Here is a 20,921-nt window from a genome sequence, read left to right as displayed (position 1 = left end):
GCCCCCGGCCGGCGGGGACGGGCTCGACGTGGCCGCGCTGGTCTTCGCGCAGACCGAGGTGCACACCGTCTTCGGCGCCCCGCCGCACGCCTGGGCGCACGCCGTACGCGCCTTCGCCTCCGGGCTGCTCGACCCGCTGCCGCTGGTCAGCCACCGGCTGCCGCTGCACGCCTTCGAGGAGGCCGTCGCACTGGTCGCCGCCGGCGGTCCCTCGGTCGGCAAGGTGCTGCTCCACCCCTGAGACCCCCGGCATCCCGCCGGTCCCGCGCAAGGCCCCCGTCACCCGTACCCGAGGAGCTCCGTGACTTCCGCCACCGGCATCCGCCACCCCGGCGAACCCGCCCTCACCGCGCTGGGACTTCCGGCGCCCGACCCCGAACCCGCCGACTCCTCCCCGCACACCTTCCCCGACGGCGGGCGTTGGCGCACCGAGGTGCCCTCCTGCGAGGGACCCGAGGCGCTGGCCGCCGTCCTGGAGGAGGCGGCGCGGCTCGACGTTCCCCTGCACCGCGTCAGCCAGGGCAGCGGTGTGTGGATGCTCACCGACGCGGAGATCACCGAGATGGCCGGTGCCTGCGCCGAACAGGGCATCGAGCTGTGCCTGTTCACCGGCCCGCGCGGCACCTGGGACACCGGCGCCGCCACCCGCACCGACTCCGGCGGCGCCGGGCTGCGGGCGCGCGGGCACAGCGCCCTCGCCGGGTGCGTCGAGGACGCGGTGCGCGCCGCCGAACTGGGCGTGCGCTGCCTGCTCGTCGCCGACGAGGGCGTGCTGTGGACGCTGCACCGGGCACGCGCCGCCGGTCTGCTGCCCGCCGACACCACCTTGAAGGTCTCGGCGCTCATCGGCCCGGTCAACCCCGCCTCGTACGCCGTCTACGAGCGGCTGGGGGCCGACTCCCTCAACGTCCCCAGCGATCTGACGCTCGACCACCTCACCGAGATCCGCCGGGTGAGCGCCGCGCCCATGGACCTGTACATCGAGGCGCCGGACGACCTGGGCGGCTATGTGCGGATGTACGAGCTGGCCGAGCTGATCCGGCGGGGGGCGCCGCTCTATCTGAAGTTCGGCCTGGCCAAGGCCCCCGGCCTCTACCCGTCCGGGCGCCACCTGCGGGAGGTGGTGCTGGAGACGGCACGCGAGCGGGTACGGCGCGGCCGGCTGGCCCTGGACCTGCTGGCCCGGCACGGCGCCGGCGGCGGGATGTCCCCGCTCGGCTCCCGGCTGCCGGGCACGCTGCGCCGCTTCCCCCCGGCCGGCCACGACGCACCCGAAGGGATCTGACATGCGCACCCGCAGACGCCACCTCGCCGCGTCGGCGGCGCTGGCCGCCGCACTCGTCGCCGCACTGACCTCCTGCGGCCAGGAGGCCCGCGGCGGCAGCCGCTACCAGCCCGACAAGGGGAAGGGCGGCACCGTCGGCATCGCGATGCCGACCAAGTCCTCCGAGCGGTGGATAGCCGACGGCAAGAACATGGCCGAGCAGTTCCGGAAGGCCGGGTACGAGGCCGATCTCCAGTACGGGGACGACAAGGTCGAGAACCAGGTCGCCCAGGTCGAGAACATGATCACCAAGGGGCACCGGCTGCTGGTGATCGCCGCCATCGACGGCTCGGCCCTCACCGATGTGCTGGAACAGGCCGCCGCGGCGCACATCCCCGTCATCTCCTACGACCGGCTCATCCTCGGCACCGAGAACGTGGACTACTACGCCTCGTTCGACAACGAGCGGGTCGGTGAACTCCAGGGCCAGTACATCCTCGACAAGCTGGGGCTGACGGAGCCGGACGCCGGCGCCGCCGAGGACGAGCACTACGCCATCGAGCTGTTCGCCGGCTCGCCCGACGACAACAACACCAAGTACTTCTGGAACGGCGCCATGAAGAAGCTGCGGCCGTATCTGAAGACCGGGCAGCTGGTGGTGCGCAGCAAGCAGACCCGGATGAACCAGGCCACCACCCTGCGCTGGGACGGCGGCACCGCGCAGAAGCGCATGGACGACCTGATCAGCAAGAACTACGGCAACACCGATGTGGACGCGGTGCTCTCGCCCTACGACGGCATCTCCATCGGCATCCTCTCCGCGCTCAAGAGCGCCGGCTACGGGGGCAAGCGGCACCCGCTGCCCGTGGTCACCGGGCAGGACGCCGAGCTGGCGTCCGTGAAGTCCATCGTGGCGGGCGAGCAGACCCAGACCGTCTTCAAGGACACCCGCAAGCTGGCCAAACAGGCCGTCGAGATGGGCGACGCCGTCCTCACCGGGAAGAAGCCGGAGGTCAACAACACCACCGACTACGACAACGGCAAGAAGGTCGTGCCCGCCTACCTCCTCAAGCCCGTCTCCGTGGACCGGAAGAACACCGGACTGCTGGTCGACGAGGGCTACTTCACCAAGGAGCAGCTGCGGTGAGCGGTGCCGCCCAGCCGCGTCCCGTGCTCCAGATGCGCGGCATCACCAAGACGTTCCCCGGCGTGCGGGCGCTGAGCGACGTCAACCTCACCGTGCGCCCCGGCGAGATCCACGCCGTGTGCGGGGAGAACGGGGCGGGCAAGTCGACGCTGATGAAGGTGCTCAGCGGCGTCCACCCGCACGGCAGCTACGAGGGCGAGATCCGCTTCCAGGGTGAGCCGGTCGCCTTCAGGGACATCCGGGCGAGCGAGGCCAGGGGCATCGTCATCATCCACCAGGAACTGGCCCTGGTCCCGTTCCTGTCCATCGCGGAGAACATCTTCCTCGGCAACGAACAGCGGTCCGGCCGCGTCCCCGTCATCGACTGGAACGCCACCCTCCACCGGGCCGCGGGCCTCATGCGCCGGGTCGGCCTGCGCGAGCGGCCGCAGACCCCCGTGGCCGACATCGGCGTCGGCAAGCAGCAGCTGGTGGAGATCGCCAAGGCGCTGGCGAAGGAGGTGAAGCTGCTCATCCTGGACGAGCCGACCGCGGCGCTCAACGACGCGGACAGCGCCGCGCTGCTGGAGCTGATCCTCCAACTGCGCGCGCAGGGCATCGCCAGCATCGTCATCTCCCACAAGCTGAACGAGATCCGCCGCGTCGCCGACACCGTCACCATCCTGCGCGACGGCCGCACCATCGAGACGCTCACCGTGCGGCGGAACCCCGGCGACGCGCCCGAGCTGTCGGAGGACCGCATCATCCGCGGCATGGTCGGCCGCGATCTCGACCACCGCTTCCCCGACCGCACCCCGTACGAGGGGGACCGCGACACCGTCCTGGAGGTGACCGACTGGACGGTACGGCACCCGGTGGACCACCAGCGCAAGGTGGTGGACGGGGCGTCGCTGACCGTGAGGCGCGGGGAGATCGTGGGCATCGCCGGACTGATGGGCGCGGGCCGCACCGAGCTGGCCATGTCCGTCTTCGGGCGCTCCTGGGGGCTGTACGAGTCCGGCACCGTGCGGGTGGCGGGGCGCGAGGTCCGGGCCAGGACGGTGCCCGCGGCGATCGCGGCGGGCATCGCGTACGTCACCGAGGACCGCCAACGCTACGGCCTCAACCTCCTCGACACCATCAGCCGCAACATCTCGCTGGCCTCGCTGTCGGGCATGGCGCGGCACGGCGTCGTGGACGAGCACCACGAGCGGTCGGTGGCCGAGAGGTACCGCGGGTCGATGAACATCAAGGCCCCCACGGTGCACGAGCAGACCGGCCGGCTCTCCGGCGGCAACCAGCAGAAGGTCGTGCTCAGCAAGTGGATCCACGCCGACCCCGAGGTGCTGATCCTGGACGAGCCGACCCGGGGCATCGACGTGGGCGCCAAGTACGAGATCTACGCCGTCATCGACCGCCTCGCCGCCCAGGGCAAGGCCGTGCTCTTCCTCTCCTCCGAACTGCCCGAACTGCTGGGCATGTGCGACCGCATTTACACCATGGCCGAGGGCCGCCTCACCGCCGAGGTCGCGCGCGCCGACGCCACCCAGGAAGTCCTCATGCGCCATATGACCCGGAACGACAGATGAGGCCCCAGCCATGACCACGACCACCCAGCCCTCCCCGTCCGACACACCGCCCCGCGAGGCGTCCGCCGTGCGCTCGGCCGGCGCCGTGCTCCTGGAGAACATGCGCGGCCACATGCGCCAGTACGGCATGCTCACGGCGCTCGTCCTGATCATCGTGCTGTTCCAGATATGGACCGACGGCACGCTGCTGCTGCCGGGCAACGTCTCCAACCTGATCCAGCAGAACGGCTACATCCTCATCCTGGCCATGGGCATGATGATCGTCATCATCGCCGGCCACATCGACCTGTCCGTCGGCTCCCTGGTGGCCTTCGTCGGGGCCATGTCCGCGGTGATGATGGTCAAACACGACATGCCGTGGGGCCTGGCGCTGGTGCTGGCCCTGCTGATCGGCGCGGTGGCCGGGGCCTGGCAGGGCTTCTTCATCGCCTACGTCGGCATCCCGTCCTTCATCGTCACCCTCGCCGGGATGCTGCTCTTCCGGGGCCTGACGCAGATCGTGCTGGAGGGCCAGTCGCTCTCCCCCTTCCCCGGCGGCTTCCAGAACCTGGCCAAGGGCTTCATCCCCGAAATGGGCCCCTACACCCAGTACCACAACCCCACCCTGGTGATCGGACTGGCCGCCCTCGTCCTCCTGCTCCTGCGCGAACACCGCGACCGCCGACGGCAGTTGGCGTACGAGCTGGACGTGCTGCCCACCGGACTGTGGATCGGCAAGTGCGTGGCCGTCGCCGCCGCCGTGATCGCCTTCACCCTGACGCTGGCCAGCTTCCACGGCGTGCCCGTCGTCATGCTGGTGATGTGCGCCCTCCTGATCGGCCTCGGCTATGTGATGCGCAACGCGGTGATCGGCCGGCACGTCTACGCGCTCGGCGGCAACAAGGCCGCGGCCAAGCTGTCCGGGGTGCGGGACAAGCGCGTCACGTTCCTCGTTTTCGTCAACATGGGCGTCCTGGCCGCGCTCGCGGGCTGCGTCTACGCCGCCCGCCTCAACGCCGGCACCCCGCAGGCGGGCCTCAACTTCGAACTGGAGGCCATCGCCGCCTCCTTCATCGGCGGCGCCTCCATGAGCGGCGGCGTGGGCACCGTGATGGGCGCCGTCATCGGCGGCCTCGTCCTGGGCGTCCTCAACAACGGCATGTCGCTGGTCGGCATCGGCACCGACTACCAGCAGGTCATCAAGGGCCTCGTCCTGCTGGCCGCCGTCGGCTTCGACGTCTGGAACAAGCGCAAGGTCGGCCGCTGACCCCTGCCGGGGCGGGAGCCGGGCCGGGAGAGGTCCGCCCCGCCCCGGAAGAGGGGCGCGGCTCCGGGAGGGAGGGGGCAGGGCCTCAGCCGGCGAACGCGGGCTGCGCCACACCGCTCCCGGCGTCCGGCACGACGAGCAGGGACCCGGCCTGCGCGGAAGGCGACGCCAGCCCGACGCGGGCCGTGGTGACGTAGAGGTCGCCCAGGCCCGCGCCGCCGAAGGCGCAGGCGGTGGGCCGCCGTACGGGCAGCTCCACCACCCGGTCCAGCACACCCCGCGGGGTGTAGCGGCGCACCGCCGCGCCGTCCCACAGCGCCACCCACACACAGCCGTCCGCGTCCACGGTCAGCCCGTCCGGATACCCGGCGCCCGCCTCCACCTCGGCCAGCGGGCGCCGCCCCGTCACCAGCCCGTCCTCGCGCACGTCGAACACGTCGATGCGCCGGGTCGGGCTGTCGACGTAGTACAGCAGCGTGCCGTCCGGGCTCCAGCCGATGCCGTTGGAGACGGTGGCGTCGTCCAGCACGGTGACCGCCGTACCGTCCGGCGCGAGGCGGGTCAGGGCGCCGCCGCCGGGCGTCTCGTCGTAGCACATCGTGCCCGCCCACAGCGCGCCGTCGGGGGCGACCGCCGCGTCGTTGCCCCGGCGCCCGGGCACCGGCTCGTGGCGCAGCCAGCCGAAGCCCCCGCCGGCGTCGTAGAGCCCCACCCCGTCGCGCAGGTTGACGACCAGGCCGCCGCCCGCGCGCGGCTTGGCCGCGCCGACGTGCTGCTCGGTGGCCAGCACGGTGCGGCGGCCGGTGGCCGGCTCCCAGGTGTGCACCCGGGAGCCGAGGATGTCCACCCACAGCAGCCGTCCGGCCGCCGCGTCCCAGGTCGGCCCCTCGCCCAGCGCGGCGTGGGCGCGCACCGCCGTCTCGGCCCTCATCACAGCCCCCTGTGCCCCAGCCGCTCGGACAGCCGCAGGGCGCCGCGGCGCACCAGTTCCTCCAGCTCGGCGCGGCGCTCCGGGCTCCACCGGATCAGCGGTACGGAGATGGAGAGGGCCGCCACCACCCGGCCGGACCGGTCCCGCACGGGGGCGGCCACGCAGCTGACGTCCGGATTGGACTCGCGCTCCTCCACGGCGACGCCGCGCCCGGCGACCTGCCGCAGCTCCGCGCGCAGCGCCGCCGGGTCGGTGATGCTGTTGGGCGTCATGGCCGCCAGCGCGGCACCGTCCGGCACGCGTGCGGCCAGCTCCTGCGCGGGGAGGGAGGCGAGCAGCATCTTGCCGACGGCGGTGCAGTGCGCGGGCAGCCGCCGGCCCGCCGCCGAGACCATGCGCACCGCCTGCGTGGAGTCCACCTTGGCGATGTAGATGACGTCGGTGCCCTCCAGGATCGCCACATGGACGGTCTCCTCGCAGGTCTCCGCCACCGAGCGGGCCACCTGCTGCCCCTCGGCCGCCAGGTCCAGCTGCTCGGCGTACCGGCTGCCGAGCTGGTAGGGGCGCACCCCGAGCCGGTAGTGGCCCGGCCGGCCGGGGACGGGGGCGAGGTAGGAGCGGGCGGTGAGCGTGCCGACCAGCTCGTGGACGGTGGTGCGCGGCAGTTGGAGCCTGCGCACGATGTCGGGCGCGGAGAGCGTGCCGTCCCCTTCCAGGAACAGCTCCAGAATGTCCAGCGCCCGGGTGACTGCGGGCACGAGCCGTCCCATGGCCCCTCCTGCCTTGTCGCGATCCCGCCTGTTCGAGATATCAACACCTGATCGGATCACCGAACAGTCTAGCGAGGGAGGCGGGCAGGTCCATGGCCGAAGCGGGATATGTGCCCGGGCGAGGTGTACGACGTGTCCCGGCGGTCCACCCGGAAGGCATGAGGTATGCCAACCCGGACCCGGACCCGGCTCGCACCACCGGCCTGGAGCGCGGCGGACAGGTCCCGCCCGGCGAGACCCCGCCGGCCGAGGGCAGCATGTCCGAGGCGGGCCCGCAGGAGACACACAACCCGGCCAAGGGCTGGAGCTGGGCCCCGCTCATCCTGATCGGCCTCGTGGTCGCCGCCTTCGTCGTCTTCTTCATCGGCTACCTGATCGGCCTCTAGGAGCGCGCCCGGACCTGCCGGCAGGCCCCGCCGGGCCGTCGGGCCGGTGCGGGACGGACGCGGGCAGGGGCGTCGGGCTCCGGCCTGGCCGCCGGTAGACTCGACGGCCGTGGCGGACACCCAGTACGAAGACCTGTTGCGGCTCGTCCTCACCTCGGGGACGGCCAAGGCCGACCGGACGGGCACCGGCACCCGGAGCGTCTTCGGGCACCAGCTGCGCTACGACCTCTCGCGGGGCTTCCCGCTGATCACCACCAAGAAGGTCCACCTCAAATCCGTCGTGTACGAGCTGCTGTGGTTCCTGCGCGGCGACTCCAACACCGGCTGGCTGCGCGAGCACGGCGTCACCATCTGGGACGAGTGGGCCGACGCGAACGGCGACCTCGGCCCCGTCTACGGCGCGCAGTGGCGCTCCTGGCCCACTCCGGACGGGCGGCACATCGACCAGATCGGCGAGGTCCTCGACACGCTCCGCAGCGACCCGGACTCCCGCCGGATGATCGTCTCCGCCTGGAACGTCGCCGACCTGCCCCGGATGGCCCTCGCCCCGTGCCACGCCCTCTTCCAGTTCCACGTCGCCGGCGGCAAGCTCTCCTGCCAGCTGTACCAGCGCAGCGCGGACCTGTTCCTCGGCGTCCCGTTCAACATCGCGAGCTACGCCCTGCTCACGCACATGATGGCGCAGCAGGCCGGTCTCGAGCCGGGTGACTTCATCTGGACCGGCGGCGACTGCCACATCTACGACAACCACGTCGAGCAGGTGACCGAGCAGCTCTCCCGCACCCCGTTCGCGTTCCCCCGGCTGCGTCTGCGGCAGGCCGGTTCGCTCTTCGACTACACCTACGAGGACGTGGCGGTGGACGGCTACCGGCACCACCCGGCCATCAAGGCCCCGGTCGCCGTGTGAAGTCCGCGGGCCGCTGCGGGTGCCGGGCCCCGGTCCGGCCGCGAGCCGTCACCGGCCGGCCCCCTCGCCCCTCTCGACCAGGGTGAAGAGCGCGCCATGGGGGTCGCGGAGAGCGGTGCGGCCGCCAGCGCCGGACTCCCGCGCGGAGGAGAGAACCGTCCCGCCGAGCCGTTCGGCCCTCGCCGCCGCGGCGGCGGTGCCGGTGACGGGGAACGCCACCTCCCAGCGCGGCCGGACCGCCGGGTCGGGGTCCCCGGTACGCGCCCCCACGCTCAGACAGCCGTGCGGCCACCGCTCCTGGTCCTGCGGCCAGCCCAGCACGGCGCTGTAGAAGCGCAGCGCCGCGGGCAGGTCGCAGGTGCGCAGACACAGCTCCGCGGGAGCCTCACCGGCCCCCACGTCCCAGCGCGGGGGCGCCTCGCCCTGCCACAGCCCGAACGCCGCGCCGCACGGGTCGGCACCCAGGACGGTGCGGCCGCTGCCGAAGTCGACGGGGCCGACGGCCACGGTGCCGCCGCGCTCGGCCATCAGCTCCGCCGCCTTGTCCGCGTCCTCGACCAGGAAGAACACCGTCCACCGCGCGGGCAGTTCCCGGGCGGCGGCGGCCTCGTTCAGGCCGGCCACCGGCTGTCCGGCCGCGGTGGCGACCCGGGCCTCCGGCGCGAGGGTGCCGTCCTCGAACGACCAGCCGGTCACCGCGCCGTAGAACGCCTCCGTGGCCTGCCGGTCGTGGGTGGTCAGACTGACCCAGCACGCCGTCCCGGGTTGCACCGCCATGCGAGACCTCCTGGCTCCGTTGCCGCACGTCGCGGCGGTCGCCGCGCAGGGCGTGCGGGTGCCCGCCGAAGATCCCGGGCAAACGCGGCGGGCACCCGCCCACGGCCACGCAGGACACCCGCCGGCCAGCCCCGCGGGGCACCCGCCCACCGGTCCCGCACGGCAGCGGGCCGCCACCCTCCGTGCGGCCTCGCACACCCGCTGCGAACGGGCGTGACCTGCGAAGATGCCGCGCGGCGTGGTTTGTGTCACGGTGAAATCGGGCCGCTGCTGATCCGGCGGCGGTACCGACACACATCCTGTCCGGAAGCGGACTGGGGGATCGCTTCTCGCCTGTCTTGCACAGCACCCATGTGAGACGTGGGAGTGAGCAGCCCATGAACACCACACCGTTCCGCGCCGACGAGAACGGCCCCACCACACCCGAGGGGACGGACGGCGTCGAGAGGGAGGCGGCCGGCACCGGATCCGACCCCGAGACCGCCGCGTCCCCTGACACCCGTCGTACCCACCACGACGCCCCCGACACGGCCGAGGACTTCGCCGCGCTCGTGAGAATGCCCGACGGGCCCGAACGCCGGCGGCTCCAGGACTGCGTGGTCACGGCCTGGCTGCCGATGGCGCACCGGCTCGCCCGCAAGTTCCGCAACCGCGGCGAGTCCCTGGAGGACCTGGAACAGGTCGCCGCGCTCGCCCTGGTCAAATCGGTGGAGCGCTACGACCCGGCCCGGGGGAACGCCTTCGAGACGTTCGCCATCCCCACCATCTACGGCGAACTCAAGCGGCACTTCCGGGACAACATGTGGGAGATCCACGTCCCCAGACGGGTCCAGGACCTGCGCAACCGGGTCCGGGCCAGCATGCGGGAGCTGGAGCTGACCTCCTCGGGACGCTCGCCCACCGTGGCCGAGCTGGCCGCCCACGCCGGGCTCTCCGAGGAGGACACCCTCACCGGCATGGAAGCACTCCAGTGCTTCAACTCCCTCTCCCTCGACGCGCCCGTCTCCGCGGAGACCGGCGCCGGGGCCGACGGCGCCGGCGACGGGGCGATCTGCCTCATGGACACCCTCAGCTCGGACGAGAGCGGCTACGACCACGTGGTCGACCGGGAGGCGGTCCGCTCCTGCCTGTGCCGCCTGCCCGAGCGGGAGCAGCGCCTCCTCTACCTGCGCTTCTTCCGGGAACTCACCCAGTCCCAGATCGCCCGTCGCCTCGGTGTCTCCCAGATGCACGTCTCCCGGCTGCTGGCCGCGGCGTGCCGTCGCGTCCGCGAGGAGATCGAGGAGGAGGAGAACGCCGACCCACCCCGCGCCGCCGCCTGAGAGCGGCTGCCCGGGGGTGCGGGAAGGCCGTCGGCCAGGGGGTTCTAGCCTGTGCGGCGAGCACGCCCGCGCGCGAGCACGCCCGCGGGCGTGCCCGCGCCCCTCTGGCCGATCCGACGGAGCAACGACCATGGCGTCATCCTTGCCGCAGCCCTTCGACGAGTCGTTCCGCGCCATGCCGCACGCGGTCTACAACAAGCTGCGGGACGAGGCCGCCGTGCACCGGGTGGCCCTGCCGGACGGCAGCGCGGTCTGGCTCGTACTGCGCGACCAGGACGTCAGGGAGGGGCTCGCCGACGCCCGGCTGTCGGTCGACAAGACCCACTCCAGCGGCGGTTACCAGGGTTTCTCGCTGCCGCCCGCGCTGGACGCCAATCTCCTCAACACCGACCACGGGGACCACCTCCGGCTGCGGCGGCTGGTCTCCCAGGGGTTCACCCCGCGCCGCGCCGAGGCCATGCGCGGCACCATCCAGGCCGTGGCCGAACGCCTCGCCGACGGGCTGGAGGAGCGGCTCGCGCGGAAGGGGAGCGCGGACTTCGTCTCGGAGTTCGCGCTCCCGCTGCCGCTGACCGTCGTCTGCGACCTCTTCGCCGTGCCCGAGGAGGACCGCCGCCCGTTCGCCTCCTGGGTGGGGACGATGATCGCGCTGGAGAGCCCGCAGCAGGTGGGGGAGGCCATCCGCGCCATGCACGAGTTCCTGCGCGGCCTCGTGGCCGCCCGCCGCGGCGCGCCCGGCGACGACCTGCTCTCCGCGCTCATCGCCGCCCGCGACGAGGACGACCGGCTCTCCGAGGACGAACTGTGCTCGCTGGCCTTCCTCGTCCTCGGCGCCGGCATCGAGAACGTGCAGCACCTGCTCAGCGCGGGCCTGCTGGCGCTGCTGCGCCACCCCGGCCAGCTCGCCGCGCTGCGCGCCGACGCGTCACTGCTGCCGGACGCGGTCGAGGAACTGATGCGCTACGCGCACGCCAACCTGACGGCCATCCGGCGCTTCCCCACCGAGCCGGTCGAGTACGGCGGGGTGACCATCCCGCCCGGCGACACCGTCCTGTTCTGCCTGGCCTCCGCCAACCGCGACCCCGCCCGCTACGAGACGCCCGAGCGGTTCGACATCCGCCGCCGCGACACCGCGCACCTCGCCCTCGGGCAGGGCATGCACTACTGCCTGGGCGCCCCGCTCGCCCGCATGGAGACCGGGCTCGCGCTGGAGACGCTGCTGGGCCGGTTCCCCTCGCTCCGTCCGGCCGTCGAGCCCGGCCGGCTGCGGTGGCGTACCTCGTTCCGCTCGCACGCGCTGGTGGAACTGCCGCTCACCCGCTGAGGGGCCGCTCCCGCAGGAGCGCCACGTCCTGCGCCGCCTGTGCCAGCAGCCGGCGCATGGCGGCCTCGGCCTCGTCCGGGTCCCCGGAGCGGACCGCCTCCAGGACCCGGCGGTGACTGGGGACCGGGTCGTGGGGGTGGTGCCCGGGGCCGTGGACGAGCCGGTCGCGGGCCGCCCGCGCGGTGGCGATCACCCGCTCCATCCGCTCCAGCAGCTCGTTGCGGGAGGCGGCCAGCAGGGCGCGGTGGAAGGCGAGATCCGCCTCGACGGCCTCCGGGGCGCCGTCGCGTGCCGCTCCCATCGCCTCCAGCGCCGCGTCCAGCGCGGCCAGGTCGGCACGGGTGCGGCGCCGCGCGGCGAGCCGTACCGCGGCGGGCTCCACGATGCCGCGCACCTCGTCCAGGTCGCGCAGCAGCGAGGGTCCGGCCTCCGAGGCGGCCCCGGCGGCGGACTGGAGCCGCCAGCGCAGCACGTCCTCGTCCAGGAGGTCCCAGTCGGCCCGGGGGCGCACGAAGGTGCCGCGCTTCTGCCGGGCGTCGACCATGCCCTTGGCCGCCAGTACCTTCAGCGACTCGCGCAGCGCGGTGAGACTGACGCCCAGCTCCGCCCGGAGCGCGGCCAGATCCAGGGTGGCGCCCTCGCCCAGGGCACCGCTGAGCACCCGGTGTGCGAGGGCCTCCACGGTCTGCCCGTGCACGCCCCGTCGCGCGTAACCCGGCATCGGTCACCTCCCTCCCGGCGGTCCCGCGGTGACGGCACGAGCCTGGTCGGCGGAAAGTGGCCCGTCAAGAACTATTCATAATTAACGCGTTCTTGTACGGTGCGGCCTCAGCACCCGATGCCCCGGCCCGCCCCGCGCCCCGTCACCCCGGCCGCACCCACCGGTTCCGGCCCGGCCGCGCGCGACTCCCCGTTCGGCTCCTCGCCCGACTCGACTTTCTGCCCGGCTCCCCGCGAGAGGCAGCGGCATGACGACAGCAGGCACCACCCGCGTCCCCTTCGCCGCCACCCGGCTCCACTTCGGCGGCGACTACAACCCCGAGCACTGGCCCGAGGAGGTGTGGGCCGAGGACCTCCGGCTGATGCGGCAGGCCGGGGTCACCATGGTCACGGCCGGGATCTTCTCCTGGGGCCTGGTCGAACGCGAGCCGGGCCACTACGACTTCGGCTGGTTCGACCGGGTCATGGACAACCTCGGTGGGGCCGGGATCCGGGTGTGCCTCGCCACGATGACGGCCTCTCCGCCGCCGTGGCTGAGCGCACGCCACCCCGAGATCCTGCCCGTCACCGCCGAGGGGGTCCGCACATGGCCGGGCTCGCGGCAGCACTACTGCCCCTCCAGCCCCGTCTACCGGGCGCACGCCGTACGCCTCGCCGGTGAGGTGGCCGCGCGCTACGCGGACCATCCCGCGCTGGAGATGTGGCACGTCGGCAACGAGTACGGCTGCTCCAACCCCGCCTGCTACTGCGACGTGTCCGCCGCCGACTTCCGCCGCTGGCTGCGCGAACGCCACGGCACCCTCGACGCCCTCAACGAAGCCTGGTCCACCACCTTCTGGGCCCAGCGGTACGGCTCCTTCGAGGAGGTCATGCCGCCCCGCGCCACACCCACCCACCCCAACCCCGCCCAGCAACTGGACTACGCCCGCTTCAGCGACGACGCGCTCCTCGCCTGCTACCTGGCCGAGAAGGAGGTGCTGCGCCGCCTCACCCCGCACGTGCCCGTGACCACCAACCACATGCCGTACCACAAGCCGGTCGACCCCTACCGCTGGGCGGCGCACGAGGACGTCACCGCGCTGGACCACTACCAGGAGCCGTACGACAGCGGCACCCACATCGAGGCCGCCGCCGTTTTCGACATCACCCGCTGCGCCGGGCGGGGACGGCCGTGGCTGCTGCTGGAGCAGGCGCCCTCCGCCGTCAACTGGCGCAGCCGCAACAGCCCCAAACCGCCCGGCGCGATGCGGCTGTGGAGCTGGCAGGCCGTCGCCCAGGGCGCCGACGCGGTGCTGTTCTTCCAATGGCGCCAGTCCCTGGGCGGCGCCGAGAAGTTCCACTCCGCGATGGTGCCGCACGCCGGGACCGACAGCCGGATCTTCCGCGAGGTGTGCGCGCTGGGCCGCGAGCTGGCCGCCGTGCCGCAACTGGCGGGCACCCGCTGCACTGCCGAGGTGGCCCTGCTCGTCGACTGGGACAGCTGGCGGGCCCTGGAGCAGGACTCCCACCCCTCCTCGGCGCTCGGCCACCGCGAGACACTGCTGCGCCACTACACGCCGCTGTTCGAGGCGGGCGTGCCCTGCGACATCGTCCCGCCCGACCGCGCGCTGACGGGCTACAAGCTGGTCGTCGTCCCCAACCTGTACCTGATGAGCGAGGAGACCGCCGGGCGGCTCACCGCGTACGTCCGGCAGGGCGGCCACCTGTTCGTCTCGTACTTCACCGGCATCGCCGACTTGAGCGACCGCGTCCACCCGGGCGGCTACCCGGCGCCCCTGCGGGGAGTACTGGGCCTTCGGGTGGAGGAGTTCTGGCCGCTGGAGGAGGGGGCGAGCGTGCCGCTGCGCGGCGGGCTGCGCGGCCGGGCCGACCTGTGGACGGAGGCCATCGACCTCGAAGGGGCGTGTGCCGTGGCCGACTTCGGGGGCGGCGAACTGGCCGGGCGGCCCGCACTGACCCGGCACCCTTACGGCACCGGCGTGGCCTGGTACGCCGGCACCCGCCCGGAGCCCGGCCCGATGCGCGCCCTGATGGACCGGATACGCGGTGAGGCCGGCGCCGCCCCGGTCCTCGCGGGGCTGCCTCCCGGGATACAGGCGGCCCTCCGCGAGGGCGCGGAGGGCCGCTTCCTGGTCCTGCTCAACCATGCCGGGTCCGCCGCCACGGTGCCCCTCCCGCACCCCATGCCCAACCTTCTCGCCCCGGACACCGAACCGGCCCGCCACCTCACCCTGCCACCTCGCGGAGTGGCCGTCCTGCACGAGGCCGCGCCCCGTCAGGGGCGCGGGGAACTGCGCGACTAGCCACAACGCTCCCGCCCGCGGGAGTGAGCCGCCCTCCAACGGCGGGCGGCCGCCGGTTCGGCACCGCCGGGCACGCCTCCTGCGGACGCTCGCCGTCGCGGCGGAAAAAGGGGGAGCCCGGCGGAAAAAAGGGGAGCCCGGCGGAAAAAGGGGAGCCCGGCGGAAAGGGCTCGGTCCCTCACATGTGCTCTGACAAGGAGGTCGGATGCCCACCCGAAGAACACTCCTGGGGGCCGCCGCGGCGACGGCGGCCACCCCGGTGCTGGCGGCCTGCGGCGAACAGGCGGGCGCCGCCCGCACCACGAGGCAGCAGCGCCGCACCCCCGGCCGCCGGGTGGACCTCGTCTTCTGGACGTGGGTCCCGCTCCAGAAGGCGGTCGCCCTGTGGAACAGGCGGAACCCCGGCATTCACGTCACCGTGCAGACGGTCCCCGCCAACACCTCAGGCGGCTACCAGAAGATGCACGCGGCGCTGAAGGCGGGCGACCCGCCCGACCTGGCGCAGATCGAGTACTACGCGCTGCCGGAGTTCATGCTGGTGCGCGGCCTGACCGACCTGAGCGCGTACGGCGCCGACCGGCTCAAGGACGGCTACATCGACTGGCAGTGGCAGCAGGGCGTCTTCGCGGGCCGAACCTACGCGATACCCCAGGGGTCGGGGCCGATGGGCTACTTCTACCGGGCCGACCTGTACGACAGGTGGGGCCTGGAGGTGCCCCGGACCTGGGACGAGTTCCGGCGGACGGCGCGCGCGGTCAAGAAGCGCGGCGGGGACTCCCTCATCACCGCCTTCCCGCCCGTCAACGCCCAGTGGTTCGCCTCCTTCCCCTGGCAGCGCGGCGCGCACTGGGTGCGTACCGAGGGCGACACCTGGATCGTCGATCTCACCGGCGAGGAGGCGCTCCAGGTGGCCGACTTCTGGGAGGGGATGATCCGCGACGGGCTCGTCGCGCCGGTCCAGGACTCGCAGAGCTCCTTCTTCAAGGGGCTGCAGACCGGCCGGCTGGCGGGCTGGCTGGGCGCCCAGTGGCAGGACGCGCTCATCCGGGGCAACGCGCCGGGCACCAAGGGCAGGTGGAGGGTGGCCGAACTGCCGCAGTGGGAGCGGGGCGGGCACGCCTCGGCCAACTGGGGCGGCTCGGCGACCGCGATCCTGCAGGGCACCCGGCATCCCGTCGAGGCGCTGCGGTTCGCGCACTGGCTCAACACCGATCCGGCCAGCATCGAGCTGCTGGTGGAGGCCGGGTACGGCTGGCCCTCCGCCAAGCTGGACCTGGAGGGCTCACCGCTGGGCAGGCCCGATCCGTTCTTCGGCGGCCAGGTCTACAACGAAATCTTCCAGGTCTCGGACCGCAACGTGGACACCAGCTGGCGTTTCTCGCCCACGACCACCCAGTCCTACGCGCACATCCAGGACAGCATCGGCCGTGTCGTGGCGGGCCACGGCACCATGCGGGGAGCGCTCGCGGACGCCCAGACCAAGTTCGTCGACGACCTGAGGGCCAAGGGCCTGGACGCGAGGAGTGCCCGATGACGACCTCCCCTGCCCGGCGGCGGAAGGCCGCCCGCCGCAGCGCGCGTCCCGACCGCAAGGCGTGGGTGTTCCTCGGCCCGTTCCTGGCGGTCTACCTCTTCGCGGTGATCCTGCCGGTCTGCTACGCGCTCTACCAGAGCCTGCTGAAGGTGGAGCGCTCCGGGCCGCTGGGCCTGGGTGAGCCGGCGGTCGCCTTCGCCGGGCTGGACAACTACGCGCTCGCCCTGGAGCAGACCGCGTTCCTGGAGGGCTTCGGCCGCGTGCTGCTGTTCGGCGTGGTGCAGGTGCCGGTGATGCTGCTGCTGGCCCTCGTCCTGGCGCTGCTCCTGGACCAGGTCTCCGACCGCTGGGCCGGGCTGCTGCGGGCCGCCTACTTTCTGCCGTACGGGATTCCGGGGGTGATCGCCACCCTGTTGTGGGGCTTCCTGTACGTGCCGGGGATCAGCCCGGTCAACGACCTGCTGGGCGAGGCCGGTCTCCAGCCGGACTTCCTCGGCTACGACAGCGTCCTGTGGTCCCTCGCGAACATCGTCGTGTGGGAGTTCGCGGGCTACAACATGCTGATCATCGTCGCCCAGCTCACATCGATCCCGCGGGAGCTGTACGAGGCGGCCAGGATCGACGGTGCGGGCCCGTGGCAGGTCGCGCTGCGCGTCAAGCTCCCGCTGGTGCGTCCGGCGCTCGTTCTCACCTGCGTCTTCTCCATCATCGGCACCATGCAGCTGTTCGCCGAGCCGCTGGTCCTCAAGAAGCTGGCGCCCGCTGTCACCAGCGACTACACGCCGAACCTGAGCGCCTACTTCGACGCCTTCGCCAACGCCAACGTCTATCTGGCGGCGGCCAAGTCGGTGCTGCTCGCCGTCGTCGCGATGGTGCTGTCCTTCGGCTTCCTCAGCCTCGTCGGCCGCGGGGGGAGGGGGCAGAGGTGAGCGTGCCGCGTCCCGGCCGGATCCTGCTCGTCGCCTTCCTCGCGCTGGCCGCCGGCTACTTCCTGCTGCCCGTCTACTGGCTGCTCGTGGCGGCCACCAAGTCCAACGAGAGCCTCTACGGCAGCTTCGGGCTGTGGTTCGACGATCCGCAGCTGTGGCGGAACCTGGCGCGTGTCTTCACCTACAACGACCGGATCTACCCGCGCTGGGCCCTCAACTCCCTGCTCTACGCGGGCGTCGGCGCGCTGGTGGCCACCCTGGTGTCGGCCGCCGCGGGCTTCGCCCTGGCCAAGTACCGCTTCCGGGGCCGCGAGGCCGTCTTCAAATGCGTCCTCGCCGGTGTGCTGCTGCCGTCCACGGCGCTGGCGCTGCCGCTGTACCTGATGTTCAACAAGACCGGCCTGACCAACACCTACTGGGGCGTCCTCATCCCCAGCGTCGTCAGCCCCTTCGGCGTCTACCTGTGCCGCGTCCACGCCGAGGCCGCCGTGCCCGACACCCTGCTGGAGGCGGCGCGGGTGGACGGTGCCGGGGAGGGGCGGATCTTCTCCACCGTCGTGCTGCGGCTGCTGTCCCCGGCCCTGGTGACGGTCTTCCTCTTCCAGTTCGTCCACATCTGGAACAACTACTTCCTGCCCCTGGTGATGCTCTCCGACGACCGCAAGTACCCGATCACCCTGGGGCTGGTCACCTGGAAGGAGGCCGCCGACCGGACGCCCGAGCTGACCCAGTACACCGTCGGCGGTGCCTTCGTCTCCGTCATCCCCCTCGCCGTCGCGATGCTCGTCCTCCAGCGCTACTGGCGGACAGGGCTGACCGAGGGCAGCGTCAAGGAGTAGGAGGAAGCGCCCGTGCGCATCACCAGGGTCGAGACCTTCGCCGTGCCGCCCCGCTGGCTCTTCTGCCGGATCGAGACGGACAGCGGCCTCGTCGGCTGGGGGGAGCCCGTCGTCGAGGGCCGCGCCGAGACCGTACGCACCGCGGTGGCCGAACTCGCCGGGCAGTTCCTCCTCGGGGCCGACCCGCTGCGCGTCGAGGACCACTGGCAGCTGATGACCAAGGGCTCCTTCTACCGCGGCGGGCCCGTCCTCTCCTCCGCCGTCGCCGGACTCGACCAGGCCCTGTGGGACCTGGCCGGCAAGGCGTACGGCGCGCCCGTGCACCAACTGCTGGGCGGGCCCGTGCGCGAGCGGGCCCGCGCCTGCTGCTGGGTCGGCGGGGACGAGCCCGCGGCCGTGCGCGACCAGGTCGCGGCCCAGGTGGCGGCGGGCTTCACCGCCGTCAAGATGAACGCCGCCGGGAGGGCGGACAGACTGCCGACCCCCGCCGCCCTGGAGGCGATGGCCCGGCGCGCCGAGGCCGCCCGCGACGTCCTGGGGCCCGGCGGCGACCTCGCCCTCGACTTCCACGGGCGCTTCTCGACGGCGGGCGCCCTGCGGGCCCTCACCGTGCTGGAACCGTACGGGCCGCTGTTCGCGGAGGAGCCCGTGCTGCCCGAGTACACCCACCTGCTCGGACGGGTGACGGGGGCGACCACGGTCCCCGTCGCCACCGGGGAGCGCCTCTTCTCCCGTACGGAGGTGCTGCCCGCGCTCCAGGCCGGGATCGCCGTCGTCCAGCCCGACCTCTCGCACGCCGGAGGGCTCTCGGAGTGCCGCCGCATCGCCGCGCTGGCCGAGACCTGGGACGTGGCGGTGGCCCCGCACTGCCCGCTGGGGCCGCTCGCGCTGGCCGCCAGCCTCCAACTGGCCTTCTGCACGCCCAACTTCCTGATCCAGGAACAGTCCATCGGCATCCACTACCACTCCGGCGCCGAACTGCTGGACTACGTACTGGACCGCGAGGTCTTCCGCTTCCACGACGGCCATCTGCTGCGCCCCACCGGTCCGGGACTGGGCGTCACGGTGGACGAGCGGGCCGTCCGCGAGGCCGACGGCCGGGCCGACGCCTGGCACAACCCCGTCTGGCGTCACCCGGACGGCTCGTTCGCCGAGTGGTGACTCACTCCCCGGGGTGAGGCCGCCCCGGCAAGCACGGCCGAAAACCTCCCATCCTCGCAGGCGGGCGGTCAGCGTGGTCCCTGACGGATGTCAGGGCCGCTATAGGATGCCCGCGGCCGAAGGGGGAGGCTGAAGCAATGGACACGGTGATCGTTCAACTGCCGGACCGGGAAAGGCGTCCGGCCGGCGCCCCGGCCGGCGGGCCGCGGCTGCTGCACCTGGGGCCCGGCCAGAGCGCCGAGTTCGGGCGCGGCGAGCCGGGCAGCCCGGTGCAGGTCGCCCTGCCGGACCCGGGGGTCTCCCGGCACGCGGGCCGGATCACGGCGGCCGAGGACTACTGGCGGCTCTCCAACTACAGCAAGCACGTCACCTATGTGGTGGAGAACATGGAGGGCGCGGGGGAGCACATCAAGGTGCCGCCGGGCAGACTGGGCGCGCCCGTCCCCTTCGAGTTCTCCCGCGTGGTGCTGCCCTCCCGCGACGGCGAGGTGCACTTCAAGGTGTTCGCGCCCGAGCACATGTACCTGGACGCGGGGTTCGGTGCCGGGGCGGGCGAGCCGACGCAGAGCCCCTTCGCGCTCGACCAGACCTCCAAGTACTTCCTGGTGCTGCTCGCCCTGTGCGAGCCGCGGCTGCGCGACCCCTCCAGCGGTGCCGTCCCCGGCGTCAGCGAGGTCCTGGAGCGGCTCCGCCCGCTGCCGGGCTGCCACGATCTGACGCGGTCGGCCGTCAACTACCACATCGAGTACCTGGCGACGGTGAAACTGCGGCTGCGCGGTGACGAGGAGCGCTCCGCCGGCACCAGCCGCAAGCGCGCCGAGCTGGTCTCCCTCGCCCTCCGCTTCGACCTGGTGCGCGAGGAGCACCTGGCGCTGCTGCGCCCCCCTAAGCCCGGACGGCCGTGTGGGGAGCGGACCGCATGACCGACGCCGCGCACGTGCGCCTCGACCTGCCGCCCGGCTACCGGGTGGGGGAGTGGGTGCTGAAGGAGCCGATCGGCACGGGCAGCTGGGGCGTCGTCCACGCCGCCGAGAGCGCGGAGGACGGCGCCGAGGCGGCGGTGAAGCTCCTGCCCACCCACCTGCTGCCGCCCGGCCAGCGTGCGTCCATGGAGCAGTTGGTGCGGCGCGAGGTGCGCTTCAGCCTGGAGACCGACCACCCGCACGTCGTGCGCACCCGCGAGGTGCTCACCGTCCGCGACCCGGAGCGCCCCGAACTCGACGGCGCCACCGCGCTGGTGATGGACCGCGCCGCCCGCAGCCTCCAGGACGCGCTCACCGAACGGGCGGACGACGGCCCCGCACCGCTGCCCGACGCGCCGCGCATCCTGGCCGGGGTCGGCGCCGGCCTGGCCCACATCCACCAACGCGGCTGGGTGCACGGCGACCTCAAGCCAGGCAACGTCCTGCTGGCACCCGACGGCGAGGTGTGGCTCGGCGACTTCGGCCTCACCGTGGAACTCGACGGCACCCACGCCTATGTGCCGCCGCTCGGCTCCCTCGACCACGTGCCGCCCGAGTGGTGGTCCGACCGGGAGGGCGGCCGCAGCGTGGTGCGGCCCACCGCCGACATCTGGGCGTTCGGCGTCCTGGCGCACCAGGTGCTCACCGGCGGCCTGCACCCGTTCCCCGGCAGCACCCCGCGCGCCCGCGCGCTGGCGGCCCAGGCGTACGCGCGGGGCACCGCTGAACTGCGCCTGGAAAACGGCGTCCCCGAAGGCTGGCGCGCGTTGATCGCCGACTGCCTCAGGCCCGACCACGCCTCCCGGGCCGCGCTCGACGCCGGTGAACTGG

General features: G+C 72.9%; 18 protein-coding genes and 2 pseudogenes. 16 read left to right on the top strand and 4 right to left on the bottom strand.

The features are described 5' to 3' along the window. From FM076_RS05930 to mmsB, 5 genes and pseudogenes are all read left to right on the top strand, one after another. Positions 1–241 (top strand): annotated as a pseudogene (locus FM076_RS05930) (dehydrogenase); the annotation flags it as partial. Positions 242–301: 60 nt separating this feature from the next. Beyond that, the gene (locus tag FM076_RS05925) at positions 302–1,285 is read left to right on the top strand and encodes a hypothetical protein (RefSeq protein WP_173868863.1); all 984 of its coding nucleotides are present in this window, start codon (positions 302–304) and stop codon (positions 1,283–1,285) included. 1 nt (position 1,286) lies between these two features. Then, positions 1,287–2,411, top strand: coding sequence for a multiple monosaccharide ABC transporter substrate-binding protein (gene chvE / locus FM076_RS05920; RefSeq protein ID WP_173868862.1), 1,125 nt, complete (start codon positions 1,287–1,289; stop codon positions 2,409–2,411). Between the two features lie 83 nt (positions 2,412–2,494). Further along, positions 2,495–3,979: pseudogene (locus FM076_RS05915) on the top strand (ATP-binding cassette domain-containing protein); the annotation flags it as partial. 10 nt (positions 3,980–3,989) lie between these two features. Next, positions 3,990–5,225 (top strand): multiple monosaccharide ABC transporter permease, encoded by a 1,236-nt coding sequence (mmsB, locus tag FM076_RS05910; protein ID WP_173868861.1) that lies wholly within the window; start codon positions 3,990–3,992, stop codon positions 5,223–5,225. 85 nt (positions 5,226–5,310) lie between these two features. On the opposite strand, the gene FM076_RS05905 is transcribed toward mmsB, so the two are convergent. After that, a complete protein-coding gene (locus FM076_RS05905; RefSeq protein WP_173868860.1) occupies positions 5,311–6,156 on the bottom strand; it encodes an SMP-30/gluconolactonase/LRE family protein in 846 nt (281 codons plus the stop codon). Further along, complete coding sequence (locus FM076_RS05900) at positions 6,156–6,926, bottom strand: IclR family transcriptional regulator (RefSeq protein WP_173868859.1); 771 nt, start codon at positions 6,924–6,926, stop codon at positions 6,156–6,158. The genes FM076_RS05905 and FM076_RS05900 overlap by 1 nt, the downstream gene beginning before the upstream one ends. Before the next feature lie 158 nt (positions 6,927–7,084). Between FM076_RS05900 and FM076_RS05895 the strand changes: the two genes are divergently transcribed. Together FM076_RS05895 and FM076_RS05890 are read left to right on the top strand one after the other, a co-directional pair. Next, a complete protein-coding gene (locus tag FM076_RS05895; protein WP_173868858.1) occupies positions 7,085–7,312 on the top strand; it encodes a DUF6480 family protein in 228 nt (75 codons plus the stop codon). A 109-nt stretch (positions 7,313–7,421) separates the two neighbouring features. Then, a complete protein-coding gene (locus FM076_RS05890; protein ID WP_173868857.1) occupies positions 7,422–8,219 on the top strand; it encodes a thymidylate synthase in 798 nt (265 codons plus the stop codon). A gap of 48 nt (positions 8,220–8,267) precedes the next feature. Here the strand turns inward: FM076_RS05890 and FM076_RS05885 are convergent, their stop codons facing one another. Beyond that, positions 8,268–8,996 (bottom strand): VOC family protein, encoded by a 729-nt coding sequence (locus tag FM076_RS05885; RefSeq protein ID WP_173868856.1) that lies wholly within the window; start codon positions 8,994–8,996, stop codon positions 8,268–8,270. 377 nt (positions 8,997–9,373) lie between these two features. Here FM076_RS05885 and FM076_RS05880 point away from each other — a divergent pair, with 377 nt between their 5' ends. Together FM076_RS05880 and FM076_RS05875 are read left to right on the top strand one after the other, a co-directional pair. Further along, the gene (locus tag FM076_RS05880; RefSeq protein WP_173868855.1) at positions 9,374–10,318 is read left to right on the top strand and encodes a SigB/SigF/SigG family RNA polymerase sigma factor; all 945 of its coding nucleotides are present in this window, start codon (positions 9,374–9,376) and stop codon (positions 10,316–10,318) included. Positions 10,319–10,448: 130 nt separating this feature from the next. Further along, the gene (locus FM076_RS05875) at positions 10,449–11,642 is read left to right on the top strand and encodes a cytochrome P450 family protein (RefSeq protein WP_173868854.1); all 1,194 of its coding nucleotides are present in this window, start codon (positions 10,449–10,451) and stop codon (positions 11,640–11,642) included. Here FM076_RS05875 and FM076_RS05870 read toward each other — a convergent pair. Beyond that, positions 11,632–12,363, bottom strand: a complete 732-nt coding sequence (locus FM076_RS05870) for a FadR/GntR family transcriptional regulator (RefSeq protein ID WP_173868853.1) — start codon at positions 12,361–12,363, stop codon at positions 11,632–11,634. The two genes, FM076_RS05875 and FM076_RS05870, sit on opposite strands and share 11 nt — an antisense overlap. Positions 12,364–12,610: 247 nt before the next feature. Between FM076_RS05870 and FM076_RS05865 the strand changes: the two genes are divergently transcribed. From FM076_RS05865 to FM076_RS33430, 7 genes are all read left to right on the top strand, one after another. Next, positions 12,611–14,665 (top strand): beta-galactosidase, encoded by a 2,055-nt coding sequence (locus tag FM076_RS05865; protein WP_173868852.1) that lies wholly within the window; start codon positions 12,611–12,613, stop codon positions 14,663–14,665. A 205-nt stretch (positions 14,666–14,870) separates the two neighbouring features. Beyond that, a complete protein-coding gene (locus tag FM076_RS05860; RefSeq protein ID WP_173868851.1) occupies positions 14,871–16,199 on the top strand; it encodes an ABC transporter substrate-binding protein in 1,329 nt (442 codons plus the stop codon). Beyond that, positions 16,196–17,128: a carbohydrate ABC transporter permease gene (locus FM076_RS05855; RefSeq protein WP_173868850.1), complete on the top strand. Its 933-nt coding sequence runs from the start codon at positions 16,196–16,198 to the stop codon at positions 17,126–17,128. The genes FM076_RS05860 and FM076_RS05855 overlap by 4 nt, the downstream gene beginning before the upstream one ends. Beyond that, positions 17,125–17,967, top strand: coding sequence for a carbohydrate ABC transporter permease (locus FM076_RS05850; RefSeq protein ID WP_345944899.1), 843 nt, complete (start codon positions 17,125–17,127; stop codon positions 17,965–17,967). The genes FM076_RS05855 and FM076_RS05850 overlap by 4 nt, the downstream gene beginning before the upstream one ends. A 12-nt stretch (positions 17,968–17,979) precedes the next feature. Next, positions 17,980–19,128 (top strand): galactonate dehydratase, encoded by a 1,149-nt coding sequence (gene dgoD / locus FM076_RS05845; protein WP_173868849.1) that lies wholly within the window; start codon positions 17,980–17,982, stop codon positions 19,126–19,128. Positions 19,129–19,265: 137 nt separating this feature from the next. Beyond that, entirely contained in the window at positions 19,266–20,051 is a 786-nt protein-coding gene (locus tag FM076_RS05840) for a serine/threonine protein kinase (protein ID WP_173868848.1), read from the top strand. Beyond that, the coding region (locus FM076_RS33430) for a serine/threonine-protein kinase (protein ID WP_243274325.1) at positions 20,048–20,921 on the top strand (874 nt) is incomplete at its 3' end. The genes FM076_RS05840 and FM076_RS33430, both read left to right, overlap by 4 nt.

Source organism: Streptomyces albus subsp. chlorinus, assembly GCF_013302895.1.
Lineage (GTDB): Bacteria > Actinomycetota > Actinomycetes > Streptomycetales > Streptomycetaceae > Streptomyces > Streptomyces chlorinus.
Note: the sequence above shows the minus strand (reverse complement) of the source record. Positions and strands in the feature narration are given on the sequence as shown.

Excerpts from the sequence above, each read along its gene's own strand:
- FM076_RS05895 (WP_173868858.1), top strand. The coding sequence starts at position 7,085 with ATGAGGTATGCCAACCCGGACCCGGACCCGGCTCGCACCACCGGCCTG.
- chvE (WP_173868862.1), top strand. The coding sequence starts at position 1,287 with ATGCGCACCCGCAGACGCCACCTCGCCGCGTCGGCGGCGCTGGCCGCC.
- FM076_RS05875 (WP_173868854.1), top strand. The coding sequence starts at position 10,449 with ATGGCGTCATCCTTGCCGCAGCCCTTCGACGAGTCGTTCCGCGCCATG.
- FM076_RS05865 (WP_173868852.1), top strand. The coding sequence starts at position 12,611 with ATGACGACAGCAGGCACCACCCGCGTCCCCTTCGCCGCCACCCGGCTC.
- FM076_RS05885 (WP_173868856.1), bottom strand. The coding sequence starts at position 8,996 with ATGGCGGTGCAACCCGGGACGGCGTGCTGGGTCAGTCTGACCACCCAC.
- FM076_RS05860 (WP_173868851.1), top strand. The coding sequence starts at position 14,871 with ATGCCCACCCGAAGAACACTCCTGGGGGCCGCCGCGGCGACGGCGGCC.
- FM076_RS05880 (WP_173868855.1), top strand. The coding sequence starts at position 9,374 with ATGAACACCACACCGTTCCGCGCCGACGAGAACGGCCCCACCACACCC.
- FM076_RS05870 (WP_173868853.1), bottom strand. The coding sequence starts at position 12,363 with ATGCCGGGTTACGCGCGACGGGGCGTGCACGGGCAGACCGTGGAGGCC.
- FM076_RS05840 (WP_173868848.1), top strand. The coding sequence starts at position 19,266 with ATGGACACGGTGATCGTTCAACTGCCGGACCGGGAAAGGCGTCCGGCC.
- FM076_RS05855 (WP_173868850.1), top strand. The coding sequence starts at position 16,196 with ATGACGACCTCCCCTGCCCGGCGGCGGAAGGCCGCCCGCCGCAGCGCG.
- FM076_RS05900 (WP_173868859.1), bottom strand. The coding sequence starts at position 6,926 with ATGGGACGGCTCGTGCCCGCAGTCACCCGGGCGCTGGACATTCTGGAG.
- mmsB (WP_173868861.1), top strand. The coding sequence starts at position 3,990 with ATGACCACGACCACCCAGCCCTCCCCGTCCGACACACCGCCCCGCGAG.
- FM076_RS05905 (WP_173868860.1), bottom strand. The coding sequence starts at position 6,156 with ATGAGGGCCGAGACGGCGGTGCGCGCCCACGCCGCGCTGGGCGAGGGG.